The organism is Pseudomonas sp. 1 R 17 (assembly GCF_900067035.1).
Classification (GTDB): domain Bacteria; phylum Pseudomonadota; class Gammaproteobacteria; order Pseudomonadales; family Pseudomonadaceae; genus Aquipseudomonas; species Aquipseudomonas marginalis.
Window position 1 is genome coordinate 56,275 of the sequence record NZ_FKLB01000064.1, and the last position, 12,838, is coordinate 69,112.

At 58.3% G+C, this 12,838-nt stretch carries 6 protein-coding genes; all 6 read left to right on the forward strand.

Features of this window, described 5'->3' with window-relative positions; translation table 11 throughout:
- Window positions 1-182 precede the first annotated feature (182 nt).
- Window positions 183-6,575, forward strand: a complete 6,393-nt coding sequence (locus tag BFP99_RS26880) for a hypothetical protein (RefSeq protein ID WP_065948639.1) — start codon at window positions 183-185, stop codon at window positions 6,573-6,575.
- 274 nt (window positions 6,576-6,849) lie between these two features.
- Window positions 6,850-8,160: an ABC transporter substrate-binding protein gene (locus BFP99_RS26885; protein WP_065948640.1), complete on the forward strand. Its 1,311-nt coding sequence runs from the start codon at window positions 6,850-6,852 to the stop codon at window positions 8,158-8,160.
- Window positions 8,161-8,294: 134 nt separating this feature from the next.
- The gene (locus BFP99_RS26890) at window positions 8,295-9,185 is read left to right on the forward strand and encodes a carbohydrate ABC transporter permease (protein ID WP_051429369.1); all 891 of its coding nucleotides are present in this window, start codon (window positions 8,295-8,297) and stop codon (window positions 9,183-9,185) included.
- 10 nt (window positions 9,186-9,195) lie between these two features.
- Window positions 9,196-10,026, forward strand: coding sequence for a carbohydrate ABC transporter permease (locus BFP99_RS26895; protein WP_027606403.1), 831 nt, complete (start codon window positions 9,196-9,198; stop codon window positions 10,024-10,026).
- Between the two features lie 37 nt (window positions 10,027-10,063).
- Window positions 10,064-11,167: an ABC transporter ATP-binding protein gene (locus BFP99_RS26900; RefSeq protein WP_065948641.1), complete on the forward strand. Its 1,104-nt coding sequence runs from the start codon at window positions 10,064-10,066 to the stop codon at window positions 11,165-11,167.
- 18 nt (window positions 11,168-11,185) lie between these two features.
- Complete coding sequence (locus BFP99_RS26905) at window positions 11,186-12,667, forward strand: mannitol dehydrogenase family protein (RefSeq protein WP_065948642.1); 1,482 nt, start codon at window positions 11,186-11,188, stop codon at window positions 12,665-12,667.
- The last annotated feature ends 171 nt before the right edge of the window (window positions 12,668-12,838 follow it).

Genomic DNA, 12,838 nt, shown 5'->3' on the forward strand with positions numbered 1-12,838 from the left:
GCAGCGCAGCGTTTCACGCAACAAAACCTGCGCTGACCAATCCAGGCAAAGACTTACAATCACTCAACGTTCTCACAGCCCTGCACAGGAACGCCCATCAGTCCCTTGGCCACGTATTGAAGTACCTCTCTGTATCTGTCGAGAGGCCATTCTTATAAATACGCCGGTAAAGGGGCAGTCCCATGATCAGCTTTAATCCGCCACACACTGTCAGCACCACGATTTCAAGCGAGATGAATCGGTCCACGCCCCCCATAGGCTCAGTAAGCTCTAAAGTCATCGAGTTTTTTCATAAACGCCTCCAGGATATTCAAACGTTCCCCGCGTCCGCGCAATCGAGTGATGGACTGGCGTCAGCCCGCAAACGTATCGAGCAATTGCTCAGATTCGCCGTGACAAAGGAATACCCCAGCGTAGCCGAGCGCATCAGCCAGTTGATTAAAAGCAGTCATGAGCCACTGACGGACACAGCGCTGCGCAATCAGGTGGAGCAACACCTGAACCAGCCAAGCGCCCTCGACGCGCAAAAAACCTACGCTCAACTTCTTCAGGAAATACTCGACAGTTCGGCCTCCCACACTTCGAACACTCGCCCTGCCCCGTTGCGCTTACGCCGAGATCTGCAAGCCCCTGAACCGGCCTCCGCTACGCGCAATGCGGCGGTTCGCCAATTCACCGATGCCTTGATCGACAGCGGTGACCGGCAGTTGGCCATAGGTGTGGCCAATAGCTTGATGCGCCAACGGCTTGCCGTCGAGAAAGGTCACTCCAGCGATGCCGAGGACAAGGTGATCATCCCGGCCGACTCAACCTTCGGCCAAGCCTGGGCCGAACTTGCCGAGGCGCTGCACTCGGAACCCTTTAAATCGTTTGCCGAGGCCAGGAAGATCGATGTTCGCGGATTGATGATCGACTCCAGTGGACAACTGACCGAAATGCGCGACAACGTGCCGGTCAACCTCTACCTGCATCGGGACGCGGACTGGGCAGCGGCGTCGACCCAAGTGATGAGCGCAGCCAGAAAAGTCCTCGCGGGGAAACAAGGCGTTGTCATGTTTCGCGATAGGGAACACGCATCGGCTTACAACATAGCCTCGTTTTACGGCCTGCAACTGGGCGGCATACGCAGCGACGACACGGTGTTCAGCATCGGACAATTGCTGCGCGAGGGTACCTTCCCCGCCTTCAGCAGCACCGATCCGCACTACGCGACCGTTTACGCCCCGGTCAAACAGCGACAAAACGAAGCCAGTCAGCGGCTTATGAATTTACCGCCGGATCAGTTGACGCAACGCCTTGATAGGTTCACATCTTCAACTGCGGCACGAAAGGTCCAGGACGCCGATCGAACCCTGGCGCAGCAGTGCAGCCAGGCCGTGATGAGGCTCGCCCCTCAAGCCCGAGTCGAAGGCGAAGCATTCCCGCCGGTGCTCAAAGAGATTCCGGAGTATTCGACCTTCAACCAGGTGCGCAAAAACCTTCTGGATGGGCTGACCGGCAGTGCCTTTACAACCTTTGCACAAGAGCACAACGTTGAGCCCGGCAGCGTTCGTATCCACCCCGTCACCGGTGAGCTGACAGGCAAGGTAAATGGAAAGGATACCCCCTTTGTCCCGAACGATCTTTCGGGCTGGGGTGTTGTCTGGGCAGAAATTGCAGATGCAGTCCGGCAGATGGCGGCTGGAGTGGAGCTACCTGTTCGATACCCCTCCCCACCCTCTGCATCGCTGTATGAGGTCATGAGGTTTTACAACGAAGAGATCCCTCGCCAACAAAACGGCCAACAAGCCGACTGGCGTCAACGCGCGCTGATATCGCTGCTTGATCGAAGTACCGAGATGACCCGTAACAATGGCTTCAAGGCACTCATTGACCCCAGCACGGGCGACAACTTCTCTAAAGGTGTACGTGAGCGCCAATACACCATCAGGCAACAGCGTGCCGACGCGCCCGCGCCCCTCTCTAAACTTGAAACCCTGGCGGCGGCTGTCGAGCCCAGCTCCAGCGCGACAGTGGGCGGCGCACGGTCCCCGCAAGACGCCCTGGCCAGCGCCGAAAGCGCACTGGCCGTCGCTACGCATCGCGCAATGCGCGAGGTGAAAAACAACCCGACCCAAGCCTCGATGAAGATGATCGGACCGATCCCGGCCGCCAGCCTGTTCGGCCAATGGCGCAGCTACCTGGACAAAGCCATCAAGGCGCGCGGTTTCATCGAGTGGGCGGAGAAACACAAGGTTGATTTGACTTCCTTGCGCTTTGACCCCAATCGCGAGGCGCTGATCGGCAAAGTCAACGGCGTTGACCAGCGCTTCAGCGCCGCCGACTTTGCGAAAAACTACCCCGAGCATTTCGACGTGCTGGCGCCGGTGCTCAACGCCGCCAGGGTATTTGCGACGCCTGGAAGGCCGATCACGCTGTCTGACGCCAGCACCACTAACGCACCGCTGGAATGGGTAGGCCGTTTTTATGGCATCACTACGCACCCCCGCAGCCAGGCATTCGAACGCAGCATGACGCAGCTGGAAAGCATGAAGAAGTTCCCAAGGAACCCGGACCACCCGGAACAAATGGTGAATTGGCTGAACCAGCAAAAAACCGCATTGGGGGATAGCAATGATCGCTATGCACTGATCAGTCAGCTCAAGCACGGCAATATCGACAACGACGACACCACCCGTTTCATTGTCGATCCGGGCTCATCCCACCGCCCTAAAGGCGTGACGACCGTGCAGAAATTCCTCACGGATCAGGGCTGGTACGAGGCGAAGTCGGCAGCGCAGGTCGACAACCTGTTACAGGCTCTGCAGACTCCCCTGCCGCAAGCGCCGACACTGGGTAATAACTGTGGGTTTCTGGCCTCGGCCCTCCCGCTGAGCAAGGCCCAACGCGAGGCCGTGAGTACCTTCGTAAAACAATCCATCAGCCCCCATCCCAACCTCCTGAGCCACCTGAGTGCCCAAGTGCCCAAGCTCAGCAGCAGCCCTGCACAAGCACTGGACCAACTGCTGTCCAGTGACAGCGCCCTGGAACTGGCCACGAATCTGCAAACCGAGATGAAAGGTGCAGTCACTTCGACCAGTCTCAAGCAGTGGCTGCTGACCGCTTTGGTACTGGAGCTTGATCCCGAGGCCGGCACCTCACGCAATAGCCTCGCAGGCTTTGATCTGATGCATAAGGATAATTGGGGGTTGGGCACGGACAAGATTCGTGAGCTGTTCAACAACCACTTGACCACAAATCGAAAAATCCCGGCAAACCTTGCGCCAGTAGCCGCGCACCTGTTGATGACGGGCGCTGCGCCCCATCTGCTGGTTAACGATGTGCCATCGACCGTGACGCTGGGCTCGACCGATTGGGTCAGCTTTATGACCGCCGTCAATCGGATCGAACTGAATGCTCCCGGTGCCGCCTCGGGTATGACCTTCGGGCGAGTCATGAACCTTCACCGGATCAGCCCCATTTCCGAACGTGAATCCCAACTGCACTCTGTCGCCCGGATGAACCCGGTGTTGGATTGGGCCATCGTGAATGGCCATATCGTGAGAAATGACAAGGACGAATACACCCTTGAACAGCTCGCCAGCAGCCAGGAGAAGCTCAAAAAACAAAATGATGATATCTCCAGTGCCAGGCACTACTTGAGTAATTTCAACCCACCAAGCAGAAGGGAAATGGCCCTGTCAGAGCTGAGGGAAAAATGGGGTACCGATACCCACTATGAGCGTCCGTACCTCACTGAAATGGTTGGCCCGTTTGGAATGTTTTCCAATACTCGGGCAAGTATTGTCGACGTCTATGAAGCTGGCCGCCTGGGTGAAAGTTGGCGCTGGGAGTCAACGAGGGGGCCCGACTTCGATGCACTTCGCGCGCGCGCCTCCGAGTTGCCTGACATCAACGCGAAATTCAATCAGGCATTTGAAGAAGACTTCGCCCTACGCAGGACCCACACCATTTCCCTGTTCAAAAACATGTTCAGCCAGCTACCGCTGGCGGACCGAGACATCGTCAACAATGGCTCTGCGACAATCCTGCAAGTGAAAGGCACCGGTAGTGGCATCCTGATGCAGTTCACCCATAAGGACCAGTCCAGAACGTTCGCGATCTATCCAGCCTATGGAAAAATAGTGCCGGTCCCCAATATCGAACAGAGAGCACCTTACGGCCAAACCACCGAAGAAACCGTCGACACAGCCGCGTTTAAAACCAACGCCCAGCCAAAACCGGATATCAAATCCAAGGTCCTCATAACACGCCTTGATCAAAACAGCCTCGTCGACCCGGATCACTTTGCACACGGCAGGCGGCCCTTATATGCGGAGAACGACAAAACTGACCTTTCCAGCTATGACGGAACAAGAATACAGCACCTCGCCGAGGTGCTGGTTGACAGTGTGTACTTGAACAAGGCGGCTGCACTCGCTACGCAACGTGGGCTGAACAACGCTGTTGAAAACGGTTTGGAGCTCAGTGACTACTTCCAAAAAGGTTTGCGCTTCTTACCGGGAGGCTCGAGCCTCGTGGACGTCTACCACGGTGAATATGCGGAGGCGGTAAAAGACCTGGGCGTTGATATCGCGATCTACGTATTTACCGAGGGCGTCGGCAAACTCTGCAATGTGGCCAAATCCGGCGCGGCCTGGGCGGCGGCCAAGGCCTCGGCGAAATTCGTCGAAAGGTTTGGGATCGAGGAAACAGAAAGCATTGTGCTCCAAGACCTGACTACCACCGGCGCCGAGAAGGCGTTCAGCTCAGTGAGCCGAATGCAGGGCGGCCAATATACAAAGCCAATTGGAGAGGCGTTTGTCCCGACTGCGGACATGGTTGATGGCACGGTGAGAAACGGCGATACCTCTGCACTTGTCAAATTCACGGCCATTTTCCAGGACGGCGAGTGGTATGCCTATAACCCCAAGACAATGGCGGCTGATGGGCCTGCGCTAAAAGGGTTCGTGCCCGAAAGTAACCAACGCAACGTCAATGGCCTGTTTGACTTTTTTTCCGATGCCAAACCCGATCCGGATATACCCGCTAGGTTCGAGATCAACCTCATGAACGCGCAGCTAAGAGATGAGCAAGCCTTTAAAGCCGGCTACAACAGCTTGAAACCGGAAACTATACCGGGCTACCGCAGCGACATGGGCAAAGACCGAATCAGACAACTGATTGCAGACACCCCGCTAAGCGCCGAACAAGTGGGAAGCCTGGTTCGGCAACGGGAAAGACTCATCATTGCCGATTCCCGCATCAACATTGAGACGTTCAATCGAGAAGTAGAGGGTGCGGGCGGAACCAGTCGTGGAATGTCCCAAGGCTATTATCTTGCCCTGACACAACCAGGCTCAGACGGTGAATGTGCTGCCCTGTCCAATACGATGGCGCTCGCGCTCTCGGAGGGCACCGAAAACACGTTGATCGATAACGTGCATATGGCCATGGCCAACCCGAAGTCCGCTGGCGGTTCAAAATTCATCTCAGAGCTGTCAGCGTTGCAAGCTAACGTAGACAGACAAAGCACCTTTCAAACCGGGACCTCAGGCGTCCTCACGCCCTACAAGGATATTGGCACAACACTGGGTAACGCCGAGACTTCGAAGACCTTGCTGATCGGCGCGAAAGATCATGGCATGCTCGCGGGGGTTAGGGTCGACCCCGCCGACGCCAGCAAAAAAAGCTGGTTTTATTACGATCCCAACTATGGTTTGGCGACATTCAATTCAGAAACATCAATGAAAGCCGGGCTGGAAAAAACACTGAACAGTGGCAAAGTCGGCAAAGGACTCAACCATTTTGGCAACGCATTCACGGGACCAAAATATAACGTCGGTGTCTTTGATATCAATGCGATGGCACAGCGCAGATTTGATATTGCCCGGGTTAGAGACCTGACCCGGCCAATCAGCCTTGACACAACGCAAGCCGTCACCGACGCCCTGTATGGCCGAATCAGGCTGGGAGGCCCGATGGAAACGGTCAGGCCACTTGATGGCGAAATCCAGACATTTGTCGATACTTATGATGGAAAGCCCCGGCTCAATATTATCGGACACGCCCCTGAGCCAGAAAACCCAGGCGATCCGATAAAAATCGTCGGTGACAATGACGCACGCTATTCGGCCGCAGAGGTTAATCAAAAGCTGCTGGATCGAGGCGTAGACATTCGTGACTACGCCAATGTCCGGACATTGACCTGCTTCTCCGCAAGTGGCGGCACTCGTTCGTTCGCTAACGAGTTGAATAAGCTAACGGGCGTCCCCGTAAAGGGATTTGAAGGTCCGGTAACGACCGAATGGATGGCGGGTACAGATCTGAATGAGCAATATCAACTGCTATTAAAGCGCGCCAGGACAAAGTACCCGAAATTCAAGCAAGAAGACATCGAGTGGATCGCGGAAAATGACCTGAATAAAATCTATCATAATAAATTCAGAGTCTTTACCGTTAGAAAGGACGTGGGCACTCTTGTCGAGGCCAATATGGGAACAACGAAAAAACCGGTATATGTCACGCTTCCAGTCGATTATCGACCTGTACGTTTCGGCCCCGCCAAAGCACCCAAGGAATCCGTCACGCTTTGACCGCTGAACCATTAGCATGATGAAAGAAGCGAGGGAAGCCAATGCAACGGTGCCCCCTCGCTGCTGCCGCGTGAATACGCGACACACCACGCTTGATGGTTTCAGCTGTTTACCTAACGAGTGCAAAAAAGTATCAGTCCAAGTGCTCCCAAGGATTTGTCACAACCCCGTTTGAAGGCTGTAATCAACGCACACTCTTCCTGACTCCCCGTAGGAAGACACAACAACAATAACTGTCCTTCCGTAGCCCCTGGGCGCGGAAATGGAGTGCGCGATGAAGTTCACAGCAAAAGCTCTGCTTGCCTGTACCTGTATGACCCTCAGCGCCGTCAGCCTTGGCGCGCAAACCCTGACCATTGCCACCGTCAACAACAGCGACATGATCCGCATGCAGAAGCTCTCGAAAACCTTCGAGGCCGAGCATCCGGAGATCAAGCTGAACTGGGTGGTGCTGGAAGAAAACGTGCTGCGCCAACGCCTGACCACTGACATCGCCACCCAGGGCGGGCAGTTCGATGTGTTGACCATCGGCATGTACGAAGCCGCACTCTGGGGCGCCAAGGGTTGGCTCGAACCGATGAAGGACCTGCCGGCGTCCTACGACCTCGACGACGTATTCCCTTCCGTGCGTGACGGTTTGTCGGTCAAGGGTTCGCTGTACGCCCTGCCGTTCTATGCGGAAAGCTCGATCACCTACTACCGCACCGACCTGTTCAAGGACGCCGGGCTGAGCATGCCCGAGCACCCGACCTGGAGCCAGATCGGCGAATTCGCGGCCAAACTCACCGACAAGAGCAAAGAGCAATACGGCCTGTGCCTGCGCGGCAAAGCCGGTTGGGGCGAGAACATGGCGCTGATCACCACCCTGGCCAACGGCTACGGTGCGCGCTGGTTCGATGAGAAGTGGCAGCCTGAATTCAACGGCCCCGAATGGAAGGACGCGCTGAACTTCTACGTCGACAACATGAAGAAATCCGGCCCGCCGGGTGCTTCCAGCAACGGTTTCAACGAAAACCTGGCGCTGTTCAACAGCGGCAAGTGCGCGATCTGGGTCGATGCCAGCGTCGCCGGCTCGTTCGTCACCGACAAGACCCAAAGCAAAGTGGCCGACCATGTGGGCTTCACCTTTGCCCCCCACGAAAAAACCGACAAGGGCACGTCGTGGCTGTACTCCTGGAGCCTGGCGATCCCGACCAGCTCCAAGGCCAAGGATGCCGCCAAGGTGTTCACCACTTGGGCCACCTCCAAGGAATACGGTGCCTTGGTCGCCAAGACCGACGGCGTTGCCAACGTGCCGCCAGGTACCCGCAAGTCGACCTACAGCGACGAGTACATGAAGGCCGCGCCGTTCGCCAAGGTGACCCTGGAATCGCTGAAAGTCGCCGACCCGACCAAACCGACCCTCAAGCCGGTGCCGTATATCGGTATCCAGTTGGTGACCATTCCTGAGTTCCAGGCGATTGGGACCCAGGTCGGCAAGTTCTTCTCCGGCGCGCTGACCGGCCAGCAAACGGTCGATGCTGCACTGACCGCCGCGCAGACCACCACCGAGCGTGAAATGAAGCGGGCGGGTTACCCCAAGTAACCCCCGATCCTGTAGGAGCGAGCTTGCTCGCGAAAAAGGTACATCCGACGCCGCAAGGCGCCTGAAATACCTTCGCGAGCAAGCTCGCTCCTACAGGGGTTTTACGCACCTGTACCTGACTGGCCTTGACTATCATGAATACATCCGCCAAAAACCGCCTGGCCAACCCCGGCTGGTTCCTCGTCACGCCCTCGGTCGCCCTGCTGCTGCTGTGGATGATCGTGCCGCTGGGCATGACCCTGTACTTTTCGCTGATTCGCTACAACCTGCTCTACCCCGGCGAGAACCAATTCGTGGGGCTGGAGAACTTCACCTACTTCATCACTGACTCGGGTTTCCTGCCCGGCGCCACCAATACGTTGTTGCTGGTGGGCAGCGTGCTGCTGATCAGCGTGGTGTTCGGCGTGTTGATCAGTGCGCTGCTGGAGGCCAGTGAGTTCCTCGGGCGTGGCATCGTCCGGGTGCTGTTGATTTCGCCGTTCTTCATCATGCCCACCGTCGGTGCGCTGATCTGGAAGAACCTGATTTTCCACCCGGTGTCGGGGATTCTCGCCGCCGTGTGGAAGTTCTTCGGCGCCGAGCCCGTGGACTGGCTGGCGCACTACCCGTTGCTGTCGATCATCATCATTGTCTCGTGGCAATGGCTGCCGTTCGCCATCCTGCTGCTGATGACCGCCATGCAGTCCCTCGACCAGGAACAAAAGGAAGCCGCACGCCTGGACGGTGCCGGCGCCATCGCGATTTTCTGGCACCTGACCCTGCCCCACCTGGCCCGCCCGATTGCCGTGGTGGTGATGATCGAAACGATCTTCCTGCTCTCGGTATTCGCCGAAATCTTCACCACCACCAACGGTGGCCCCGGCTACGCCTCGACCAACCTCGCCTACCTGATCTACAACCAGGCATTGGTGCAGTTCGACGTGGGCATGGCCTCGGCCGGCGGCTTGATCGCCGTGGTCATCGCCAATATCGCGGCGATCATCCTGGTGCGGATGATCGGCAAAAACCTGACTGACAAGCCTTGAGGGCCGCGCCATGACGCTTCAACAATCCCGCCGCCTGCAAAGCCTGTTGCTCGGCACCCTGGCCTGGGCCATCGCGATCCTGATTTTCTTCCCGATCTTCTGGATGGTGCTGACCAGCTTCAAGACCGAAATCGACGCGTTCGCCACGCCGCCGCAGTTCATCTTCACGCCGACCCTGGAGAACTACCTGCACATCAACGAACGCAGCAACTACTTCAGCTATGCCTGGAACTCGGTGCTGATTTCATTCAGCGCCACCGCCCTGTGCCTGCTGATTTCGGTGCCGGCCGCCTACTCCATGGCGTTCTACGAAACCAAACGCACCAAGAGCACGCTGCTGTGGATGCTCTCCACCAAGATGCTGCCACCGGTGGGCGTGCTGATGCCGATCTACCTGCTGGCCAAGAGCTTTGGCCTGCTGGATACGCGCATCGCGCTGATCATCATCTACACCCTGATCAACCTGCCGATCGTGGTCTGGATGGTTTACACCTACTTCAAGGACATCCCCAAGGACATCCTCGAAGCCGCGCGTCTGGACGGCGCCACGCTGTGGCAGGAAATGGTCCGGGTGCTGCTGCCGATCGCCAAGGGCGGCCTGGCCTCCACGGTGCTGCTGTCGCTGATCCTGTGCTGGAACGAAGCCTTCTGGTCGTTGAACCTGACCTCGTCCAACGCAGCGCCGTTGACCGCACTGATCGCCTCCTACTCCAGCCCCGAAGGCTTGTTCTGGGCCAAATTGTCTGCCGTCTCGACCCTGGCCTGCGCGCCGATCCTGATCTTTGGCTGGATCAGCCAGAAACAGCTGGTGCGCGGTTTGTCCTTCGGCGCCGTGAAATAACGGTTTCCTATAAAAATTCAAAAAGGAGGCCCATCCCATGGCCAACCTGAAAATCAAGAATCTGCAAAAAGGCTTCGAAGGTTTCTCGATCATCAAGGGCATCGACCTGGAAGTGAACGACAAGGAATTCGTGGTCTTCGTCGGCCCCTCGGGCTGCGGTAAATCCACCCTGCTGCGCCTGATCGCCGGCCTCGAAGAAGTGAGCGAAGGCACCATCGAACTGGATGGCCGCGACATCACCGAAGTCACCCCGGCCAAGCGCGACCTGGCGATGGTGTTCCAGACCTATGCCCTGTACCCGCACATGAGCGTGCGCAAGAACATGTCATTTGCCCTGGACCTGGCCGGCGTCGACAAGCAGCTGGTGGAGAGCAAGGTCAACGAAGCGGCGCGCATCCTCGAACTGGGCCCGCTGCTGGAGCGCAAGCCCAAGCAACTCTCCGGTGGCCAGCGCCAGCGTGTGGCGATCGGCCGGGCGATTGTGCGCAACCCGAAGATCTTCCTGTTCGACGAGCCGTTGTCCAACCTCGACGCCGCCCTGCGCGTGCAGATGCGCCTGGAACTGGCGCGCCTGCACAAAGAGCTGCAAGCGACCATGATCTACGTGACCCATGACCAGGTTGAAGCCATGACCCTGGCCGACAAGGTGGTCGTGTTGAACAGCGGGCGTATCGAGCAGGTCGGCTCGCCGCTGGAGCTGTACCACCAGCCGGCCAACCTGTTTGTGGCGGGTTTTCTCGGCACGCCGAAAATGGGCTTCCTCAAGGGCAAGGTCACCCGCGTCGACGGCCAAGGCTGTGAGGTGCAGCTGGACGCCGGCACTCTGATCAGCCTGCCGCTGAGCGGCGCCAGCCTGAGCGTGGGCAGCGCGGTGACCCTGGGCATTCGTCCGGAGCACCTGGAAATTGCCGCGCCTGGGCAAACCGCCCTGACCGTCACCGCCGACGTCGGCGAGCGCCTGGGCAGCGACACCTTCTGCCACGTCATCACCTCGAATGGCGAGCCGCTGACCATGCGGATTCGCGGCGACATGGCCAGCCAATACGGCGAAACGCTGCACCTGCACCTGGACCCGGCGCACTGCCATCTGTTCGACACCGACGGCGTGGCTGTGGCCCGTCCACTGCGCGCCGCCGCCTGATTTCGCGAGTATTGATCGATGAAACTGAATAAGCAGAACCTCACCCAGCTGGCGCCCGAAGTGAAATTGCCAGCCTATACGCTTGCCGACACACGCCAGGGCATCGCCCATATCGGCGTCGGCGGCTTCCATCGCGCGCACCAGGCGTATTACACCGATGCGCTGATGAATACCGGCGAGGGCCTGGACTGGAGCATCTGCGGCGTTGGCCTGCGCAGCGAGGACCGCAAGGCCCGCGATGACCTGGCCGGCCAGGACTACCTGTTCACCCTGTACGAACTGGGCGACACCGACGACACCGAAGTGCGCGTGATCGGCTCGATCAGCGACATGCTGCTGGCCGAAGACAGCGCCCAGGCATTGATCGATAAACTGGCCAGCCCCGAGATTCGCATCGTCTCGCTGACCATCACCGAAGGCGGCTACTGCATCGACGACAGCAACGGCGAGTTTATGGCCCACTTGCCGCAGATCCAGCACGACCTGGCTCATCCGTCGTCGCCAAAAACCGTGTTCGGCTTTATCTGCGCGGCATTGACCCAGCGCCGCGCGGCCGGCATCCCGGCGTTTACCGTGATGTCCTGCGATAACCTGCCCCACAATGGCGCTGTCACGCGCAAGGCACTGCTGGCGTTCGCCGCCCTGCACAATGCCGAGCTGCATGACTGGATCAAGGCCCATGTGAGCTTCCCGAACGCCATGGTCGACCGCATCACGCCGATGACCAGCACCGCCCACCGCCTGCAACTGCACGATGAACACGGCATCGACGACGCCTGGCCGGTGGTCTGCGAACCCTTTGTGCAGTGGGTGCTGGAAGACAAGTTCGTCAACGGTCGCCCGGCGTGGGAAAAGGTCGGCGTGCAGTTCACCGACGATGTGACACCCTATGAAGAGATGAAGATCGGCTTGCTCAACGGCAGCCACCTGGCCCTGACCTACCTGGGTTTTCTCAAGGGCTATCGGTTTGTGCACGAGACCATGAACGACCCGCTGTTCGTGGCCTACATGCGCGCCTACATGGACCTCGACGTCACGCCAAACCTCGCGCCGGTACCGGGCATCGACCTGACCGACTACAAGCAGACCCTGGTGGACCGCTTCTCCAACCAGGCGATTGCCGACCAGTTGGAACGGGTGTGTTCGGATGGCTCGTCGAAGTTTCCCAAGTTCACCGTGCCGACCATCAACCGCCTGATTGCCGACGGCCGTGAGACCGAGCGTGCAGCACTGGTCGTCGCGGCCTGGGCCTTGTATTTGAAGGGTGTGGATGAGAATGGCGTGAGCTACACAATCCCCGATCCGCGCGCCGAGTTCTGCCAGGGGCTGGTGAGTGACGATGCACTGATCAGCCAGCGGTTGCTGGCAGTGGAAGAGATTTTCGGTACGGCTATTCCCAACTCGCCTGAGTTTGTGGCAGCGTTCGAGCGGTGCTATGGGAGCCTGCGTGATAACGGCGTCACCACTACCCTGAAGCACCTCCTGAAGAAACCGGTTTAAATGTGGGAGGGGGCTTGCTGTGGTGCGGGCTTGCTGTGGTGAGCGGGCTTGCCCCGCGCCAGGCTGCGAAGCAGCCTACAAATCTGTGGTGAACCCGTCGGGGGACAAGCCCCACTCACCACAGCAAGCCCCCTCCCACACTGGACCGGGTTGCCAATCCAAAAAAATAAC